The organism is Faecalimonas umbilicata, from assembly GCF_042846195.1.
Taxonomy (GTDB): domain Bacteria; phylum Bacillota; class Clostridia; order Lachnospirales; family Lachnospiraceae; genus Faecalimonas; species Faecalimonas umbilicata.
Genome location: NZ_AP031411.1, coordinates 2,855,335 through 2,874,751, shown reverse-complemented (window position 1 = coordinate 2,874,751; position 19,417 = coordinate 2,855,335). Strand labels below are relative to the sequence as shown.

At 41.0% G+C, this 19,417-nt stretch carries 21 protein-coding genes and 2 pseudogenes; 13 read left to right on the top strand and 10 right to left on the bottom strand.

The window, feature by feature from the left end:
- Position 1: 1 nt before the first annotated feature.
- The 6 genes from ACGG81_RS13850 to ACGG81_RS13825 all read left to right on the top strand — a co-directional run bounded on the left by ACGG81_RS13850 (position 2) and on the right by ACGG81_RS13825 (position 6,752).
- Positions 2–2,269 (top strand): CD1108 family mobile element protein, encoded by a 2,268-nt coding sequence (locus tag ACGG81_RS13850; protein WP_117468716.1) that lies wholly within the window; start codon positions 2–4, stop codon positions 2,267–2,269.
- A 19-nt stretch (positions 2,270–2,288) separates the two neighbouring features.
- Positions 2,289–2,597 carry a DUF4315 family protein gene (locus ACGG81_RS13845; protein ID WP_016439433.1) on the top strand — a complete coding sequence of 103 codons (309 nt, stop codon included), beginning with the start codon at positions 2,289–2,291 and terminating at the stop codon, positions 2,595–2,597.
- Positions 2,572–3,291, top strand: coding sequence for a DUF4366 domain-containing protein (locus ACGG81_RS13840; RefSeq protein ID WP_117468706.1), 720 nt, complete (start codon positions 2,572–2,574; stop codon positions 3,289–3,291). The genes ACGG81_RS13845 and ACGG81_RS13840 overlap by 26 nt, the downstream gene beginning before the upstream one ends.
- A 75-nt stretch (positions 3,292–3,366) precedes the next feature.
- Positions 3,367–5,478 carry a DNA topoisomerase 3 gene (locus tag ACGG81_RS13835; RefSeq protein ID WP_118393224.1) on the top strand — a complete coding sequence of 704 codons (2,112 nt, stop codon included), beginning with the start codon at positions 3,367–3,369 and terminating at the stop codon, positions 5,476–5,478.
- A gap of 12 nt (positions 5,479–5,490) precedes the next feature.
- Complete coding sequence (locus ACGG81_RS13830; RefSeq protein ID WP_390108877.1) at positions 5,491–6,501, top strand: DUF5688 family protein; 1,011 nt, start codon at positions 5,491–5,493, stop codon at positions 6,499–6,501.
- Positions 6,435–6,752, top strand: coding sequence for a molecular chaperone (locus tag ACGG81_RS13825; RefSeq protein WP_390110408.1), 318 nt, complete (start codon positions 6,435–6,437; stop codon positions 6,750–6,752). Before ACGG81_RS13830 ends, ACGG81_RS13825 begins: the two co-directional genes overlap by 67 nt.
- Positions 6,753–7,009: 257 nt before the next feature.
- On the opposite strand, the gene ACGG81_RS13820 is transcribed toward ACGG81_RS13825, so the two are convergent.
- From ACGG81_RS13820 to ACGG81_RS13805, 4 genes are all read right to left on the bottom strand, one after another.
- On the bottom strand, positions 7,010–7,327 hold the full coding sequence (locus tag ACGG81_RS13820; RefSeq protein ID WP_009247034.1) for a hypothetical protein: 318 nt from the start codon (positions 7,325–7,327) through the stop codon (positions 7,010–7,012).
- 87 nt (positions 7,328–7,414) lie between these two features.
- Positions 7,415–7,648, bottom strand: a complete 234-nt coding sequence (locus ACGG81_RS13815; protein WP_009247033.1) for a hypothetical protein — start codon at positions 7,646–7,648, stop codon at positions 7,415–7,417.
- 32 nt (positions 7,649–7,680) lie between these two features.
- Positions 7,681–7,899 (bottom strand): hypothetical protein, encoded by a 219-nt coding sequence (locus ACGG81_RS13810; protein WP_009247032.1) that lies wholly within the window; start codon positions 7,897–7,899, stop codon positions 7,681–7,683.
- Between the two features lie 76 nt (positions 7,900–7,975).
- Positions 7,976–8,920, bottom strand: coding sequence for a M protein trans-acting positive regulator PRD domain-containing protein (locus ACGG81_RS13805; protein WP_009247031.1), 945 nt, complete (start codon positions 8,918–8,920; stop codon positions 7,976–7,978).
- Positions 8,921–8,981: 61 nt separating this feature from the next.
- Between ACGG81_RS13805 and ACGG81_RS13800 the strand changes: the two are divergent.
- Positions 8,982–9,317, top strand: a pseudogene (locus ACGG81_RS13800) (transcriptional regulator); the annotation flags it as partial.
- A gap of 80 nt (positions 9,318–9,397) precedes the next feature.
- Here the strand turns inward: ACGG81_RS13800 and ACGG81_RS13795 are convergent.
- A complete protein-coding gene (locus ACGG81_RS13795; protein WP_002584949.1) occupies positions 9,398–10,618 on the bottom strand; it encodes an MFS transporter in 1,221 nt (406 codons plus the stop codon).
- A 1,206-nt stretch (positions 10,619–11,824) separates the two neighbouring features.
- Between ACGG81_RS13795 and ACGG81_RS13790 the strand changes: the two genes are divergently transcribed.
- The 4 genes from ACGG81_RS13790 (at position 11,825) to ACGG81_RS13775 (ending at position 13,580) form a co-directional block, all read left to right on the top strand.
- Complete coding sequence (locus tag ACGG81_RS13790; RefSeq protein ID WP_009247030.1) at positions 11,825–12,478, top strand: Spy0128 family protein; 654 nt, start codon at positions 11,825–11,827, stop codon at positions 12,476–12,478.
- Positions 12,479–12,682: 204 nt separating this feature from the next.
- Complete coding sequence (locus ACGG81_RS13785) at positions 12,683–13,054, top strand: DUF2500 domain-containing protein (protein ID WP_009247029.1); 372 nt, start codon at positions 12,683–12,685, stop codon at positions 13,052–13,054.
- A gap of 21 nt (positions 13,055–13,075) precedes the next feature.
- Positions 13,076–13,318 (top strand): hypothetical protein, encoded by a 243-nt coding sequence (locus ACGG81_RS13780; RefSeq protein WP_009247028.1) that lies wholly within the window; start codon positions 13,076–13,078, stop codon positions 13,316–13,318.
- A 28-nt stretch (positions 13,319–13,346) separates the two neighbouring features.
- A complete protein-coding gene (locus tag ACGG81_RS13775) occupies positions 13,347–13,580 on the top strand; it encodes a PF20097 family protein (RefSeq protein WP_009247027.1) in 234 nt (77 codons plus the stop codon).
- Positions 13,581–13,612: 32 nt separating this feature from the next.
- Here the strand turns inward: ACGG81_RS13775 and ACGG81_RS13770 are convergent, their stop codons facing one another.
- Positions 13,613–14,035: a hypothetical protein gene (locus tag ACGG81_RS13770; RefSeq protein WP_002801797.1), complete on the bottom strand. Its 423-nt coding sequence runs from the start codon at positions 14,033–14,035 to the stop codon at positions 13,613–13,615.
- Between the two features lie 287 nt (positions 14,036–14,322).
- Here ACGG81_RS13770 and ACGG81_RS13765 point away from each other — a divergent pair.
- Positions 14,323–14,607: pseudogene (locus tag ACGG81_RS13765) on the top strand (phage integrase N-terminal SAM-like domain-containing protein); the annotation flags it as partial.
- A gap of 227 nt (positions 14,608–14,834) precedes the next feature.
- Here the strand turns inward: ACGG81_RS13765 and tet(40) are convergent.
- From tet(40) to ACGG81_RS13750, 3 genes are all read right to left on the bottom strand, one after another.
- Positions 14,835–16,055 carry a tetracycline efflux MFS transporter Tet(40) gene (tet(40), locus tag ACGG81_RS13760; RefSeq protein ID WP_009247026.1) on the bottom strand — a complete coding sequence of 407 codons (1,221 nt, stop codon included), beginning with the start codon at positions 16,053–16,055 and terminating at the stop codon, positions 14,835–14,837.
- 50 nt (positions 16,056–16,105) lie between these two features.
- Positions 16,106–18,025 carry a tetracycline resistance ribosomal protection protein Tet(O) gene (gene tet(O) / locus ACGG81_RS13755; RefSeq protein WP_000691758.1) on the bottom strand — a complete coding sequence of 640 codons (1,920 nt, stop codon included), beginning with the start codon at positions 18,023–18,025 and terminating at the stop codon, positions 16,106–16,108.
- Positions 18,026–18,391: 366 nt separating this feature from the next.
- Positions 18,392–18,742, bottom strand: coding sequence for a TnpV protein (locus ACGG81_RS13750; RefSeq protein ID WP_035102904.1), 351 nt, complete (start codon positions 18,740–18,742; stop codon positions 18,392–18,394).
- A gap of 182 nt (positions 18,743–18,924) precedes the next feature.
- On the opposite strand from ACGG81_RS13750, the gene ACGG81_RS13745 reads away from it, so the two are divergent.
- Positions 18,925–19,101, top strand: a complete 177-nt coding sequence (locus ACGG81_RS13745; RefSeq protein WP_008976817.1) for a hypothetical protein — start codon at positions 18,925–18,927, stop codon at positions 19,099–19,101.
- Between the two features lie 104 nt (positions 19,102–19,205).
- Here the strand turns inward: ACGG81_RS13745 and ACGG81_RS13740 are convergent, their stop codons facing one another.
- Positions 19,206–19,415 (bottom strand): helix-turn-helix domain-containing protein, encoded by a 210-nt coding sequence (locus tag ACGG81_RS13740; RefSeq protein ID WP_009247025.1) that lies wholly within the window; start codon positions 19,413–19,415, stop codon positions 19,206–19,208.
- Positions 19,416–19,417: the final 2 nt, after the last annotated feature.

The window sequence follows — 19,417 nt, the reverse complement described above, 5'->3', positions numbered from 1 at the left end:
AATGACAAGAGACGGTCTGACGGAAGAAAATCTGGCAGATGGTTCCGTAAAAGATATCAGCCATAAAAGCCGGGGCAGACCGCCGGAAATGAAACAGGACTTTGTTTTTGACCGGGAAAAGAAGAAAGCCCAGCAGTCGGATGGACAAGGAGAGGAACGGAATCTGCAAAAAAAGCAGATCCGAAAATCCTCTTTGCGAAAAGAAGCAATATCTGAAGAACCTATTTTAGAAGAATCTGTGTTAGATGGAGAAGGAACTGGAGAGAAAAACGTTTTTGGAGAATCCCCCAAATACAAGAAAAAGTTTCGGGAACATGCACAGATACCGGAAGATGACTCCTTGACAGGACAGAAGAAAAAGATCCGGAAAAAGCAGATCCAAAAACAGATGAGAAAAGAGCAGACAAAATCCGGAAGATTATCCTTTGATGATGAGGAAAATCAGATGGTAAAAGGCCCGGGGATGAAACCGGGCAGGACCATTGGAAGGTATGCGGTAAGAGATGCAGTTTCAAAAGGGGTATCGGATCCAGAAGAAGAGGAACAGGATGTTGCAACGGAAACGGTTCAGTTTGCAGAAAGAGGGACCGAAACAGCAATAAGAGGTCTGCGCTATGCACAGCATCGGAGCCAGCGTGCAGATGTAAAGGCAAACCGGAGAGGATATCATCTGGATGAAACCGGAGAAAAGTTAAAATTTGGTATGAGTGACAGCATGGGGAAAGCAGGGGCGGAGGAAACGGCCAAAAAGTCGGAAGAGAAGAAAAGGGTTTTGAACCGCTTTTTCCAGAGAAAACGATATAAGGATGCCTATCGGGCTGCCAGAACAGGAAAATCTGCAGGCAGTGCAGGCGGGGCGGCAACTGTTGCCGGCGTTGAGAATATAACCGTGAAAGCGAAGATCGCATTAAAAGAGATTGTGAAGCGGAATCGGGCTGTATTTTTCGGCGCCGGTATTTTTGTGCTTTTATTTCTGATCGTGGCAGTATCTTTGGGAAGCTGCAGCGCTTCCATACAAGGGGGAGGCTCTGTGATCGAGATCACCACATATCCGGGAACAGATGAAGATATCTATGCAGCTGAGAACTACTATGTTTCTTTGGAAATAGCTTTGAACCAGCAGATCAATGAGATGGAAACCACTCATCCGGACTATGACGAATACCAGTACAACGTAGGCGAGATCGCTCATAATCCGTATCATCTGATCTCCTATCTGACAGCAAAATATGGGGATTGGAAATTTGAAGACATCAAGGATGAATTACAGGCTTTATTTGAAGCACAGTACAGCTTGGATACAGAAAGCAAAACAGAAACCGTGACAGAAACGAAGACAGTACGGGTAGGGGAATCCTTAGGGAACGTAGTTACCAGCGGTTACTGTAATTGTTCGATCTGTTGCGGGCAATGGTCAGGCGGTCCTACAGCGAGTGGCGTTTATCCAACCGCAAACCATACGATCGCGGTAGATGCTTCTGATCCATTTGTTCCGATGGGAACAAAGATTGTGATGAATGGCGTGGAATATACCGTAGAGGATACGGGAGCCTTTGCAAGATATGGAGTGCAGTTCGATGTTTACTATGATAATCATAGCGCAGCATCCGCACATGGTCATAAGACCTGGGAAGCGTTTATTGCGGATAGTAACGGAAGCAATGAAGTGACAGTAACGAATACGACAACGAAGAAGATCTTGTATGTGACATTAGGGAATACGGGATTTGATGCAGTCGCAAGAGCTAATCTGAATGAAGAACAGATGATCCTATACAATGCTTTGAATACCACCTATGGAAACAGAAATTACTTGTGGGATATAGGAAATATCTCCACAGGCTCCGGTTCGGACGGAATGAGTTATGAGATACCGCCGGAAGCATTACAAGATGAAGAATTTGCCCGGATGATCCGGGAAGCTGAGAAATATCTGGGAGTCCCGTATGTATGGGGAGGATATTCCCCTTCTGGATTTGACTGTTCCGGATTTGTATCCTATGTGATCAATCATTGTGGAAACGGATGGAACCTGGGAAGACAGACTGCAGAGGGATTGCGAAACAGTTGTACGTTTGTTTCTCCGGGCGATGCAAAGCCGGGAGATCTGATCTTTTTCCAGGGAACGTATAGTACGCCAGGAGCAAGCCATGTGGGTATCTATGTGGGAAATAACATGATGATCCATTGTGGAGATCCGATCCATTATTCCAATATCGGTACAGCATACTGGCAGCAACATTTTATGTGTTTTGGCAGATTGCCATAAGAAAAGGAGAGTGAAAGATTTGAATAAAAAAATCAAGAAATATATGGAGGAGATCCATAAGACAGAACAGAAGATCGCTGATCTTCAGCAGTATCTCAAAGGACTTCATGCTGCTTTAAAACAGGAAGAAGATAATGAGATGATCAAAAGCATCCGTGGAATGAAATTAGACAGTCATGCCCTGCATGATCTTCTGAATGGAATCCAGGAAGGAACCGTAAAATTTCAGGTCAGCCAGGAGTCTGAGGAAGAAGGAACAGGCTCCTTTGTATTTACAGAAAAGAAAGAGGAGGGACATCCGTATGGTGAAATGGAAAAAACTGAATAAGAAAGTGGCAGGAGTATTGTTAGGCGTTATGGTGCTTTTTTCTGCATCCACAACAGCCTTTGCATATGTGGATCCGTCGGCAGAGACGACAAATACAGAAGCGGCACAGACGGAGACGGTACAGAATAAAGAAACAGAAAAGCCGGCAGATGAGGGGGTTCTGCCGGAAAATAATAAAACAGAGAAGAAAGAAGATGCTTTTACAGAACCGGGAAATGGGGAAGTCCAGGATGATATCCAGAATGGATCCAGTAAAGAATTCCTTACGATCACAACAAAGAATAACAATACCTTTTATCTTGTGATTGACCGTAGTTCTACCTCCCAGAATGTATATCTGTTATCTCAGGTAGATGAAAATGATCTGAAGGAATTTGTGGATCAGGAAAAAGAGCCGGCAACTGTCACACCCACTCCGCAGGTAGTCATCGATGAAAATAAAACCGAAGAAACCGATAAAAAAGAAGAGATAGCAAAGCCAGAAAAAGAGAAGATGCCACAAGCGAATATGGGAGCAATGGCAGCAATCCTTATTCTTGCGTTAGGTGGAGTTGCAGCTTATTACTACTTCAAGATCTATAAGCCAAAGAAAGAGGAAGAAGATGATTTTGAAGAGGAAGGACTGGAAACAAGTGATGGCTTGGAAATCATCAATGAGGATGAATTTGAAGACCGGGAAGAAGAAAATGAATAAAAAATAAAAAAAATGAGTGGAACGCCCTGTATTTTTGGGGCGTTTCCTTTCGTTATATGAAGGAGGTAATAAGTTATGTATTTAGTAATTGCAGAAAAACCAAGCGTGTCCAAAGCGATTGCAGAAGTGATCGGGGCATCAAAAAAAGAAGAAGGGTATCTGGAAGGAAAGGGCTGCATTGTCAGTTGGTGTTTTGGTCATCTTGCAGAATATGTTCCACCGGATTCTTATGATGAAAGGTTCACCAGATGGCTGTATGAGGATCTTCCGATCATCCCAGAAGAATGGAAACTGGCAGTATCCAAAGATAAGAAAGAACAGTTCTATATTTTGAAAAAGCTGCTGAACCGCCCAGATATCGAGTTTGTGGTAAATGCCTGTGACGCCGGACGGGAAGGAGAACTTATCTTTAAGCATGTATATGATCTGTCCAGAAGTAAAAAACCGGTCAAGAGATTATGGATCAGTTCATTGGAAAGTTCTTCGATCTTAGAAGGGATAGAACATCTGAAAGCTGGAGAAACCTATCATAATCTGGCAGAAGCAGCGGTTTGCCGGGCACAGGCAGACTGGCTTGTCGGTATGAATGCGACAAGAGCTTACACAACAAAATATTTTAAAAAGCTGACAGTAGGACGCGTGCAGACGCCGACACTTGCCATGCTTGTCGAAAGACAGAAGCAGATTTCAGGTTTCAAAAAAGAAAAATATTTTAATGTGGTTTTGGATTGTGATGGACTGATCGCAGAGAAGAAGAAAATCTTCGATGTGGAAGAAGCAGAAAGAGTGTGGAAAACCTGTCAGGGCAGTGATGCGATTGTGGAAAAGGTGGAGTCAAAGGAAAAGACGGTAAAACCGCCGAAACTGTATGACCTGACAAGCCTACAGAGAGAGGCGAACCGTATCTATGGAATGACTGCTCAGCAAACATTAAATGCGGCGCAGAGCCTGTATGAGCAGAAGCTGATCACTTATCCGCGTACAGACAGCCAGTATTTGACAAGTGATATGGAAGAAACAGCGAAACAAGTGATCCGTAAGATCCATGAGAAATATCAATTGCTGGGACCGTTTGACCAGCCCAAAACACCGGATGTAAAGAAGGTGCTGAATGACAAGAAAGTATCAGATCATCATGCAATCATTCCTACGGTAGAACTTGCAGAATTTGATTTTTCTAAGTTAAGAGAATGGGAACAGAAGATTTTATTCCTGATCGCAGTACATACCGTAGAAGCAATGGAAGAAGATCATGTATTCATGGAGACAGAGGTGGAAGTGCGATGTCAGGATGAGATTTTTAAAGCAAAAGGGAAAGTGGTCAAGCAGAACGGTTGGAAACTTTTTGAAGAATGCTTCAAGAATGAGGATGGACTTGCTATAGAAAACCCGGCGGATGCAGGGAAGGACAGCATTCCAAAAGTAGAAGCAGATCATAAGTTTTACAACGTATCCGCAGCGAAGACGGAACATTTTACAGCACCACCGAAACCGTATAGTGAGGATACCCTGCTTGCAGCTATGGAGACTGCTGGAAATAAAGAATTTGAGGAAGATACCGAGAAGAAAGGGCTGGGCACTCCGGCAACAAGAGCAGGGATCATAGAAAAACTGATCGCTTCCCAGTATGCGGTACGAAAAGGTAAACAGATACTTCCGACAGAGGACGGAAAAGTATTGATCGATATCTTACCGGATTTCTTGAAGTCTGCCACCATGACAGCGGAATGGGAAAACCAACTGTTAGAGATGGAGCAGGGAAAGATGGCTCCGGGACAGTTTATGACAGGTATCGAAAAACTGCTTTCCATGATGCTGAATCATTGTGACTCCATTCCGGAAGAAGAGACACGAAGGTTCCAGAAAAAAGAGAGCTTGGGAACCTGTCCGGTCTGTGGCGGCCTGGTCTATGAAGGAAAGAAAAATTTCTATTGCGGTAACCGTGAATGTAATTTCTGTCTCTGGAAAGAAAACAAGTATTTACAGAGCATGGAAAAGGATATGGATGCCAGGATGACTGCTGAGCTTCTGAAAAATGGAAGTGTTCATGTGAAGGATCTGTATTCCAGAAAGAAAGATCTGTATTTTGAAGCAGATCTGCATATGGAAACCGATGAAAACGGGAGAGTGACATTTTCATTATCTTTCCCGAAAAGAAAAACAATGAAGAAAAATAAGAGAAAATAGGAGGAATAAAATATGGAATTTAATCAATTTGTTAACGAAGTAAAGGGAGGAATCAAACAGTTTCTTCCGATTGAATATGAAGATGCACAGGTAAGAATTGAAGAGGTAAAGAAATTAAATGAGAATTATCTCGGAATTACGGTCTTAAAAGAAAATCAGGTAATCGCTCCCACTTTTAATCTGAATCAATTGTACAAAATGTATCAGTCAGATCCAGAGATTTCTATGGGAAGCATTTTGAGAAGCATTACGGAACTGGTGCTTGATGTACCGGAGCAGTTTAATCCGAAGAGCATTACAGAATATGAGAATGCAAAGAAGAAGCTGTTCATCCGCGTATCTTCGGCAGAAAAAAATGAAGAAATGCTGCAGAACGTACCTCACCAGATGAGAGAAGATCTGGCAATTACCTATCATCTTGCCATCCGCATTGATGATATTGGGGTGGGTTCTACGACGATCACGAATGATATTTTAAAGCGTTATGGGATCAGTGAGGAACAGCTTCATGCAGATGCTATGGAAAACAGTCCGAATGTCAGACCCATCCATGTGATGGTAATGGGAAGTATGATCGAGCAGCTTATGGGAATGGGACCAGAAACAATTCTGAAAGATGAATCTGTTCAGAGTATTGCAGAAGTTATCTCAAATGGAATGGGAAGTGAGAATCCGATGTTTATTGTAACGAACTCACAGACAGTAGGTGGAGCAGGTGTGATTTTTTATCCGGAAGTAATGGATCAGATCGGGGAAGGCTTTCAGGGAAACTTTTTTATTCTGCCTTCTTCCACTCATGAAACATTAGTCATTCCGGATAATGGAGCATTTGATTACCGGGTTCTGGAGGATATGGTCCAGACGATCAATGAAAATGAAGTCGCTCCGGAAGAACGACTTTCCGATCATGTCTATCATTATGATGTGAAAGACCGGGTATTTGAAAGGGCAGATAAATTTGCAGAGCGTCAGAAAGAAAAGGCAGCCAACTGTCAAAGTATGAGAAAGAAACGATTATCCTGACAAATGAAGAAGATCGATATTATAGTGTCTATACATTTAATCAGGGATTACAGAAACGACTAAAGAATTTTGCAGAGAGATATCCGGAATGCTGCTATCTAAGCAACTCAACAAAAGAAGGGAGTGAAACCTATATAATCCAAAAGGGACGGTTATCATTGAATTTAAGACCTCCTTATGCAAAGGAACGAATTCAGAAAGCATTAGAAACAATTCAAATGGCACGTGAAGAGAAGTCGAAAGGTTCATAAAACACGATTTAAGCGAAAAATATCTCATGACCATGAGGAAAACTGAAAACAAAAGGTATTCTGTGATAAAGTATAAAGGCTTATAAAGAGAAAGCTTGATATGTCTGGAAGCTACATTATAATACAAGCAAGGGCAGAACCTCAAAAAATCGGCTCTGCCCAAGTAACTCATGATATATCTGATATCAGTTTTTAGTTTACATAAAATTTGAAACGACCTTAACATTTCTCTTATATTTTCTTGCATAGATTAGTTTTTAACGATATGAAATATCTATATCGAACCAGGACTTTAGATAATACCATAAAATCTCTGCAATACCTATTGTGATTGCCCATAGCAGTAATGCCCCAACAGTTGCAATTATTATTAATTTCCATTTTTTTGCTAGAATAGAACAGATAATGCTCAGTACATATATTCCCAAAATAATCTCAAATTTTATAATAGATATGTTTAATGACTCCAAAACTAAACCTGTAAATGGAATCAAAAAAAATAATAAGCCAACTGACAAATAGGAACATTTACCAAATAAATCCATGCTACTCCATTTTTTTCTTATTTTTTCCATATTGTAACCTCCCATGCCGTTTTCTCATAAAAATTCTTGAATTTGAAGATTTGCCTTTGTAACTGAAATAGAGTTACTTTATTAGGATTAGGCAAATACTTTGAGAATCGTAGCTGTATAGACCAAAATTGCAGCTACTATCGAGATTATGGCATCTTTCTTTTTGTTTTTATCATAAAATTCTTTTGCGGTTGTCAGGAGTGTTAATCCCATAAAAAAATACATTAATGGCAATGCAACGTCAGTAGATACTATATTCATTAATCCAAGAGAACCAAATATAATTGCTAATATAGTAAAAATTTTTTTGAAAATATGCATATACACTCCTCCGTAATTTATATACTTTTGCTTTATTTTTCTTTTTTCAGTAACATATATATACCCCATAAAAAAAGTATAAGAAATAAAATAAAAGGAATTAGTAAGCCGTTATCCAATATGCTGACTATCATTCTTCCAGGCGGTGTTACCCATGAGGTTGCAGGGGAAATCATAGCTGCTATTATTATTCCTACAATACCGATGGTTCCACTTAAAATTAAAAATCCACTTTTTATAGAGTTGTTCATATACATACCTCCAATAGTCAAAGTTAATGGCAACTAACTCGGATATTATCAGACAACATATATTTTGTCAAGTTATTTATTTCAAGACATATTGTCTGAATATATTTTTTTCGCACTTTACTAAAGCATCTACAATAGCTTGTTTATCTAATTCGTTTACCTCAATATTAATAGGTACAATACTATTATTTTTTGATATTCCCATTGTCGAAAGTAGATGTGCAAAAACTTTTTTTGTTATGATGACACTATTATCTAATTCTGACATAAAAGATAAATCCTGAGCATTTAGAAGAACAGGCTTGATGGTAATTCTATGGCGAGAAAACTTTCGTGCAAGATACAATTTTAAAATCTCTAATTCAGCTGTTAAATCAGAGACAATGAAAATTTGTACCGGTTTCATGAACTGCTGAACAATAGAAAATATTTGCAAAGATAAATACTGCAAATGCCCTGCATCAACAGGATAAGGAATATGGTTTTCTTTTTTCCATGTATCAATCATTTCTGATACGCATTGTCGAACCATGAGTTTCGACGAATCCTTCTTGGAATCCAAATAAAAGTGTTTATCTGGAATGATACAATGAAGATTGAAAAAACATTTTTTGTAAAAATATATGATTGACGATTTAAACGCATGTGACTGCGTTACATCTAAGCAAAATTTATTCTCAAATTTTTTGATTAAGTGTTTCACTTTACCATTTGCAAAAATAATCTTATGAACCAGTTCAATATCTTCCCGTTTCCATTTATCAGCAAATACACAGCTGTTGGTACAGCAATATACTAAAAATATGTAATCATAATCACGATCAGAAAATGAAATATTCAATTTATTTTCAAGATTTTCTTGTAAGTACTTTTTTAATTCAGGAAAAACAAATAATTGCTTGAGGCTTTCCAGTTCCTCTGATTTTTCAAAAGTTAGAGGATATTTTTTTCTTTTCCATGCAAGAATCAATAGATATTCAAAGTATCCGTATTCCGCAGAAGTACATTCAAGAAAATTCATGTCTATTTTATCGTTGGTTGAAATGATAAACTCCCTTGCTATCTGGATTGAATCAGAGTCTGTAAGACAGCTTATCACCGCCCATATTGATGAGGACGAGTTTTGCCGCTATGTGATACAACGGGACATAAACGGGATTGCCCTTGCTCTGCGGGAAACACACAAGGACGATTTTTTCAGCGTCCCAGAGGATAACCCGCTAAAAGAAATGCTGGAAACTGCTGGTGAAATCGTCAGCCAGGACAGCGACACGGAACAAGCGTACTTGGCGTTTATCTGCAAACGGCTCAAGCTGAATTTTAGGAAGCTGTCAGTAGAAGAACGGAAGTGGCTGAAAAAGATTGCGGAAAAATCCGACTTGCTGAAGAATCCAAAACCGCAGAGAGGACGAAGATAAAAAATGCCTGAACGGCGGTTCTGGTTTTTCAGAACCACCATCCAGGCATTTTGTTTAGTAATAGAAAAAGGTGCAGTTGATTATTGCGTATTGTCAATCTCTCTCAAACCGGGTAGTAAAAATACGGCAAGCGCAACGATGATAATGCCAATTCCGCAAATGACAAACCATTTCTCAACTCCCAGCCGCTCCGCCAGAGGCCCGGAAATGACAAGGCCAAACGGCATGGCGAGGGAAGCGGCGCTTGTCAGTAGAGAAAAAACTCTCCCCAGATATTCTGGTTTGACCGTTTCTTGAAAAATCGCATTTTGCACACCGTAAAATGGAGCGGAAATTCCCATAACAGTACAGCACACAACAAAGACAAGAAATGCGTCTGGCGGCAAAAGCCCGGAGAGCATATTGCTAACGCCCATCAGGAGAACGGAAAGACCGATGGTGTACCGCCGTTTCTTAAAACCGCCCCAAATGCTCAGAATGACTCCGCCAAGCAGCATACCAACCGCAAAAGCAATTTCAGCGGCAGAGGCATGGGCCGGTGTTCCTTTGAAGTATGACATACAGATGAGAGGAAAAAGCGTACTGATTGGCATATAAAAGAACATATAAATTACACCAATCCAGAGCAGAGCAAAGAGGCCCCTGTTTTGCTTTAATACCACATACCCCTCTTTCATATCCTGTAAAAACTGTTGTCTTTTCGTTTCTGGACATAGTTCAGGCGTTGGTATGGACGAAATCGCAACAGTCACACAGGCAAGGATTGCACCCACAATATCTAACAATATAATTGCATTAAGAGGCCAAACAGCATATAAAAACGCTGCGGCAGCTGGACTGATAATCGCACTTACTGCTTGCATGGTCTGCGTGTAACCAGCGCATTTTGTAAGTTCCTCTTTTGGCACAATCATAGGTGTTGCTGCGCTGAATGCTGGAGAATGAAAAGCAGTTCCCGCACTTCGGATTAACAGGACAACCATAATAGACCATACGGGCAATTCCATGTAAAACGCCACCAGCGCCAGAATACCGCCAGCGGCGGCAATTATCAAATCCGCACCAATCATTACGCTTTTACGGCTGTGCCGGTCAACAAAAGCACCTGCAAACGGGCCTAAACAGGCTTGCGGCAAAAATCCAATCAGTGTTGCCGCCGTCAATATGATTGCAGAATTAGTTTTCGCAACCAAATAAAAGATAATGGCCATTTGCAAAATACCGCTGCTAATAAAGGATATTGCTTGTCCGGCAAGAAGTGTAAAATAAGTTTTTCTCCATGAATTGTTGTTTTGGGTCATAATGCGAACCTCCTTTTTTATTGCATTGTTCCTTTGTTTCTGCAATAAAAAGCAGGCGTTGTCCCACAGAGAGGGCAGACGCCTGCATAACAACAAAGCACGAAAAAACACCACGATACAGTTCAAAGACTGCTCGTGTCAAACCTACGTGTTCCTTTGCATACGCACGCAAAAAAAGCCCACCATCATGTGGAAAGGTACTTCTACTTTTTATTGCTTATTAGCGTACACAAATTAACACACGTAAGCCTCCTTCCAATCTCAAACTGTCGCACAGTATAACACACATCCGATAGACTTGTCAACCATTTTTAACCTTGTTTTCCATCTTGTTTTTCCATCTCTTACGGGCAGTAGCAAAGCCAGGCGAGCCAGTCAACGGTCAAGATGAACGGCGCTTTCAGCGCCGCCGTTGACAGTCTCGCCCGTCTTTGCTAATGGGTAATCAAGGCGGGAAAGCCATTTTAGGGCTTTCCCGCCCATTTCAATTTTGGGAGAAGAAAGGCCCCAAAATGAACGAGTGCGGCCAAACACTTTTAGGGATTGGCCACCTTGTCCACCCATCCAGCGGGGCGGCGGGGAACGGTCAAGGCCGGGCGTCAGCCCATTCATTTCAGCCTTGACGGTTTCCTGCCGTCCTGCTACTTTTCCCGGAGTGTGGCCACACATCTGGTCACGGTGTCCAGAGCTTTGGGACTTTTTGTCCCATAGGCCGGGGGCGGAGGACGAGGGACGGGGGCTTTCATAATACGCCCTGTCTGCTGCTGAAATCAGCCCTTTGTTTCCGGCTTACCAGCCCCAAACAAAGCCCTGCTTTCCTGCCGCGTCAAATGCCCTTGCCCTCCCCGGCGGCAACGGTATTTTCAGGGCAACGCCGACAGAGCGTATAACACACTACACTTTGCTCCGCAAAGTCGTGTGCCAAATGGGGCGCTGCCCCCTTTGGAAACCCCCGCAACAAACAGGTGCTATGCACCCAGCCGGGAGCATAGCGCCGTTTGTTGTCAGCAGCCCGTTTCACGGTCTGCGTGTAGTTCCTTGTAAACTGACCTAAAGAACACGCAAAATATTTGAAGAAAACATCTTTTGATGATAATGAAAGATATGTAACGCTATCTACTTGTACTTCAGAGAGTACAAACGGCAGACATCTTCTAATTGGAAGAATTTTAGAAAATACTGCTGATGAAAAAGGAGAACCGCAATATGAAGAAAAATAGACAGATACTTGTGTTAGCTGCTCTATTGTTTGGTTTCTTGTGTTTTCCTGCTGATAAAGTTTTAGCTGCGTCAAATGTAGTAGAGGTTCCGTTAACAGTTAAGCAAAATTTTGAAGAAAATAGCAATGAAAAAGGAATTGATCTTACTGGAACTTATGAATTTCGTGCATTAGACATAGGCATTCCTATGCCGGGAGATTCTGATAACGACAGACATGTTTTTGTACTTGATGGTAATAATGCGGAAAAGATGATTTCATTGCAGTTCCAGCATGGCGGAGTATACCGTTATCATTTGGTTCAAACAAGTAAGGATAAAGAAAATTATACATATGATAGAAGTTCTTATATTATAGCTGTTTATATCAAAAACGGAGAAAATGGGAAATTGGTTCCACAAGTAATTGCAGAAAAAAATGATGGTAAGAAGTATGGAGAATTAATGTTTTACAATTCATATAATAAGAAGGTTGACAATCCTTCAAAACCTTCAAAACCATCAAAACCGGCAGAACAGGTACAAACAGGGGACAGCACAGATATAAAATTGCATGTAATGATTGCCTCAGTTGCATTAATGCTGATCGTAATGTTAGGTTATTTTAAGAGAAATAATCAGAAAGAGAACAATAGAGCTTAGTAGTCAGGGTAGTCATATAGGTGTATGACTACCTTTCTTATGTAAAACGTAAGACTGGGAGTGAGAATGTTTGTTGGGAGTCTTTTTACTAATAAACATGATGACGATATAGAGTAGTAAGCGATAATAAAATCCCAGCTTGTAAAATTGAAAATTAGAAGTTTCCAAAACAAAAAATCTGGTGACACGAGGAGGGCGTTTGAGATGCTTGAATTGATAAACGTTATGTTTCCAATCATGTTTATTATTGTGGTTGGTATCATTATTTTCTCTTTGGTGAGAGGAATTATCACATGGAATAAGAATAATCAGTCACCTAGATTAACAGTGTCAGTTGTCGTTGCTGCAAAGCGAGAAAACATTACGCATCATCAACATGCAAATGTAGGTGATTTGAGCAGTGCACACGGATTCCATACTACAACCAGCACTTCGTATTATGTGACGTTTTTGGTGGAAAGTGGAGACAGAATAGAGCTTTGCGTTTCTGGAACAGAATATGGAATGCTTGTAGAAGGTGATACTGGCAGGCTGACTTTTCAAGGAACGAGATATTTGTCGTTTGAACGAATATGAATTTGTAAAGGAGGACTATGTATGCGTATATGGAAAGCAATATTTAGCGTATTAACTATCATTTTTGGCTCGCTGGGACTGATGAACATAGTTTCTACTAATATAACACTACCGATTATGTTTGTATTTATGGGATTAACTTTTTTGACAAATGCAAAGGAGTGTTATGATAAGGGTGCGAAGAAAGATGCTATGATATTTGTAGGCATCGCAATTTTCGTCTATGTAGTCACAGCATATAACCTGATAAGCAGACTTATGTAAAGAATTTACGTGGAGGTGAAAGTAGCATATGAAATGTTTAGATTGTGGAATGGAAATGGAACAGGGAACTGTTCAAGGTATAGGACAAGGTGGTGGGCATTGGTACGAATTTACTTCTGATGAAGAAAAAAACTGGAAAACTGGAATAAAAGGCTTTTTTACGCAAAAAAGCATTAGCCTAAAAACATCAGTTATAGAAAGTCCTGCATGGCATTGTCCTAATTGTAAGAAGGTTTTAATGTGGATGGATAGTAAAGAATAATTCCAACTTGTAAAATTGAAAATTAGAATTTGTTACTCTTTTGTATCGTAAATAATTTTGCCCGTAAAGTAAATTGAAATGTCCATTTGAACTAAATCTTCTGTTTCTAAGATAGATAAATAACCAGAATACAATACTTGATTATACCCGTATAATTCATCTACAATTTCAAAGCTATAGTTTTTGTATCTCTTTATAAAGCGTTCCAGTTCTAATTTCTCACCGTTGAATTTTCCATAGTTTCCCCATTTGCTCTGCAACATAACGCAGGTACAATCAAAATCCACACCTTCGATTGTGATGTTTCCCTCGACCTGTTCAAAAGGTTCTGTAAGTTTTTCATATCCGTCCTCGAATTCAAGGACTATTGTTTTATCTTGAATTATAATCTTTTTGACCCGCATATCATGCAGACTATATGGAATGGGCGGATTGTGTTTATATTCTGTCCTCATGAGACCTCCCCGTCAAATTCTAATTGAACAAAATCGCTACGCGATGGCCTGCCAAGGCTGTGGCATAGCGATTTTCTGTTTTTTATAACAAAACAGTGGAAAGCAAGTCCTAAAAGTAGTATTGTTAAATCACCACAAAATAACAATCAAACAGGATCGACCTCTCCACTGCCTATGAAAAGAATACCACCATTCCACTTGGTTGGCAAGCGGTTTTATGACCCCAATGCCCCTCCGTATAAAGTAGTGTTTCTGATAACTACTGATTTTATAGGGAGGATTTTATTATGTATGAAAAATATTTAGAACAGCTTGAGGAAGCCGGGAAAATTCGTAACCTCAAAGAACGTTCCATCAGTTGCTATAAAAACTATGTTTCTTACTTTCTGAAATATCAGAATAAGAATCCCAAAGAACTTACCTGTCAGGATGTCAGGGCTTTTTTGCTTGTGAAAAAAGAGGAAGGACTGAAAGCCACAACTCTGAATCTTTACAATTCTGCCATCCGTTTTTTCTATCGGAATGTCCTGCATATCCTTTGGGATGACATCACAGTTCCACGTATGATCCTATAACAAAATAACCCACCCGAATATCGTTTTTTTTATTTGGTGAGTTTGTTCTTTCAAATACGAAACAAATGCTCATGTACGGTAAAGTATCACAAGAAAATTATGTCGAATTGACAGCCGCCTCCGCTATACCGAATAAGGAAATAAAGAGTCCTCAAATTTTGCGCTACTAAATGAAGACGAGCGGAAGTAATCTCCCGCTCGTCAGTAAACTTAACTATGCCATATCAATCCCGCTTCTTTCCCGCCACCGGCACTAAGAACAGCGCGGGCAACAGCAGGAAAGCGGTACAGACCAGCCCCCAGGGTATGGACACCTGCTGGGCTACCAGCCCCACAATAGGCCCGCCGATGATCTGCCCGAAAGAGTCCAGCTGTCCGCTGGTGGAAAAGACTGTGGCGCGCATTTTCTCATCCACATGGTCGTTCATCCAGGCGGCCAGCACAGGCTCCTTGATGGTGCGCATAAGCCCCGCCAGCAGGAACACCAACAACATGAACCAAAAGCTCCGCCCCACCGCGAAGAGAACCAGGCACAGGATATACCCGGCGCTGGTGGACATGACCACACTGGTTCGGCTGACAGTCCCTTTTTTCTCCATGCGGGCGATGAGCAACTGAGAAGCCAGAATACCTAAGCCGCTGCCGATAAGACTGATAACACCGAACCAAGTGACGCTGTTCAGCGGCCCGATAACGGGTATTACCGTGTCATCCAGAAAATGAGCGGTGGAGAGCCGGTCAAAGCCTTCACTGGCAAGTCCCCCGCATAGTGTGATTGCTAAGAGCGCCAGCAACACAGGTGCGCCTTTCACAAAGCCCAGGTTGAGCTTGAACAGGCAGACAAAGTCTTTAAGCAAGCCCTGCCGTTCCTCAATAGCAGGGGAGAAGTTGGTTTCTGGCATGATGCGAACCAACACCAGCCCCAACAACAAGCACAAACTGCCCCCCAAGATGACAGGCATTTGCAGGTTTATGTTTCCCAGCAGTGTGCCCAGCACCACGCCCAGAACGCCGCCGATTTGCCCCATTTGACTGCCCCGCAGGAACACCTTGTCTATGGGTTTGTCCTCTTCCTCCGAGGCAATCCACGCCTCCAGAGCGCCGGTGATGAAGGTATCACCGCAACCCCAGACAACCTGGGCCAGCAGAACCGGCGCGAACCACGGTAGCGCACCCTCCATCAGAAAGCCCAGGCCGTAGAGGAACATTCCAATCAGCACCGAGCGCCGACGGCTATACAAATCCGCCACCACACCGGTGGGTATCTCGAACAGAAAGCAGGAGGTCTCCAGAACCGTCCCTACCAGGACAAGCTGGAAAGCATCCAGCTGCACCACCTCCAGGTGGTACACGATGGAAAGCACTGTGGACATAGAAACCGCCAGGGAACAGACAAATCGGAACAGCAGGTAGACAGAATATGCCTTTGAATTTTTAGCAAACATGAAGTTACATTCTCCTTTCAAATCTCATTTTATATGACTTTTGCAAGCTGTTAAGCTAACTTGTGGAACATATGCCGAACCTTATCTATACGGCTATTCGGGCGGCGGGGTTGGCAAATAAATTTACCAATAGCTGGCTGGTATCCTTTTAACTCTGTCAAGCAGACTCCCTGCCCATTTGTGAAATAAGTTAAATCGTTCCTGTATTCTTGAATACATCTAGCAGGGATTTCTCCTTTCAGAATGACCTCGTCATTCTTTATCTGAGTACTTACAATATCTGCACAATACCTTGGAGCATCATGATACGCCCGTGAGAGATATTCCTGCGGTGCATAAATTTCAAAGTGGAGATATGGCTCTAATAGTTCTGTCCCTGCTTTTTTTAAAGCCTGCTCCAATACGATAGGGGAAAGCAGCCGAAAGTCTGCGGGGGTACTTACAGGACTATAATACAATCCATATTCAAAACAGATTTTACAGTCTGTCACTTTCCATCCATACAGCCCCTGCTCGCAGCCATAAAGAACCCCCTCCATAACCGCATTTTGGAACGATTGATTTAAATATCCAAGTGAAACTCTGCTTTCATACTGCACTCCGCTTCCAATAGGGAGCGGCTCTATGGACAACCCGACAGAAGCCCAGAAAGGATTTGGCGGGACTTCTATGTGGATGGTATATTCTGCTTTTCTAAGCGGTCTTTCCATATATATAACAGTAGGCTCTTTTATTTCTGCCTCCACATGATATTTTTCCTCAAGGATGGCACAAATGACTTCCATCTGCACATTCCCCAAAAAAGAAAGTATAATCTCATGCGTTGTAGTATCCACATAATATTTTAAAAGAGGGTCGCCATCTGAAATTTCTGTAAGTGCCCCAAGCAATATTTCCCGCTGTTCAGATTTCTTTACTGCAATCGTTGTTTGGAGCATAGGGAGAGGATTTTCAATAAATTTTCTCTGCGGCAACAGTATTTCGTTCCCCAAAATACTGTTTAGCTGCAAAACATCATTTGGTAAAATTACAATATCACCAGAGCAGGCTGTATCGGATGAATATAATTCACCGTTTGTCGGAACACACATCTCTGTGATTTTTATTTTCTCTTTTTCAGATATTCTAATAACATCCCTCAAATGCAATGTTCCGCTATATATACGCACATAAACAAAACGCCGCCTTTTCTCTGAATATTCAATCTTAAAAACCTGCCCGCATAGTTCAGATTGACCTTCAGGCGTTGATGAATAAAATTTACTGGCAATTACTTCTATAAGCTGCCGAATCCCCAGATTGTTTTTAGCGCTTCCGTGATAAACGGGAAATAACGTTCCGTTTTGGAATCTCCTGTTTTCTTCCTGTTCCAGTTCTGACATTTTAAACGGTTTCCCTGACATATATTTCTCTAATAGTTCATCGTTTCCCATAATTACCGCATCCCACTGTTCCATATCGTCATTGTCCGTTACATTTATATGGGGATGCTGCCCAACCTTTTGCTTCACTATAATTTCCGAAGAAAGCTTTGCTTTCATTTCCCGATATACCATTGGCAAATCAATCCCCTCTTGGTCAATTTTATTGATGAAAAAAATTGTCGGAATCTTCATTATCTGTAGTGCATGAAACAGTATACGGGTCTGTGCCTGTATGCCATCCTTTGCAGAAACTAATAATACTGCTCCGTCTAATACGGATAAAGAACGGTATACTTCCGCCAAAAAATCCATATGGCCTGGCGTATCTATAATGTTGACTTTTACATCCTCCCACTGAAAAGATGTCACTGCTGTCTGGATAGTGATTCCCCTTTGACGCTCCAAATTCATTGTATCTGTCCTTGTTGTGCCTTCATCTACGCTCCCTAGTTCTGCAATTGCACCACTGGTATACAATAAACTTTCCGTTAATGTTGTCTTTCCTGCGTCAACGTGAGCCAGAATGCCTAAGTTAATTATTTTCATGTGATTTTCCTCCTATCAACACCCAAAAAAGGGCATAAAAATACCCAGTGATAAATACTCCTATCACTGGGTAAATAACTCCAATAGCCCCAAAACACTTATATGTTTTCGGGCATATAAAATTACATGATAAAAGTATTCTTAAACTGGGTACAAAAAACTAAGCCCCATATTAAAAGTGAAACGGGACTGCTACTTTTTGTTCCCACTATCAAATTGACAGTTTATTTAAGAATACCTTGCCGCATATTTATTAACTCCTTGTATAATACTGAATCTAATTATATTCCTTAACCCTTTATTTGTCAAGCTGACAAACTAAAGCAGAAAAAGCGGCAGGATTTCCCCCTGCCACTAATCATCTGTTTATGCAAAAATAATTTCCTTTTCCACAATCTCCCTCGCACAAGCCCTTATGTTATTGAGGCATCCTGTCCATTCTAAGGCGTTTTCTGCCTTTAGCTGTTCCGTTATGCCCTGTGCCTGTTTCATACCCTCTATGAGCCTTTCAAAGCGTTCCTGTGCCTGTCTGTTGATGTCGGCAAGGTAGGCGTTTAGCCTGCCGCTTGTAAGAAGATTGGTGTATGTAACTTTACGGTACTGTTTTAGATAATCTAAATGCCGTTGCCCCCAGATGCCTATTGCCTGTTCTTCTTCGGCGGGTACAGTTAAGCACGGTATCAAATAATCCCCTTGCCTTTCGTATTTGCCGCCCAGTTCCTCAAATAATGATTGATCGCAGAGCTGTTAATGAATATCTTACTCTGATTGGAGAAAAAGAATTGCCCCTAAATTTTTTTGAAATAATTGACATTGAAGACCGATTTCCGGTTGAAAGAGTAAATAAACTATTGAATGGGAAAGAATAATAAATCTTGAATTTGCAAAGGAGACCAGTTATGAAAAAAACTAATAAATATAATGGAATGATATATGGGATGTGCATCGGTGTAGGTGTAGGAACTGCATTAGGCGTGGTATTCAATCATACTATATTAGGATTAGCTATAGGACTGGGAGTGGGAATGTTTGTTGGGAGTCTTTTTACTAATAAACATGATGATGATATAGAGTAGTAAGCGAAAATAAAATTCCAGTTTGACAATTTTATATCTACACACAAAGCAGTTAACCTTAGGATTATTAGAAATTTATAGTGGTAGTGGAACAAATGTTAAGGTTAGTTAATTTTGTCGTAAAGTGATAATACTCCAAGTATTTTATCCAATTTAACAAGGATTTCATCGAGAGGCTTTCTTGTAGTTGCTTCATATTGTGTAATTCTGATATCAGTAGAATCTTCGGGGAAGCCAAGTGCGATACCAAGTTCTTTTTGTGTGAGATGATTTTTCTGTCTCAAATGATTTAATTTTCTTCCAAATGTAATCATAG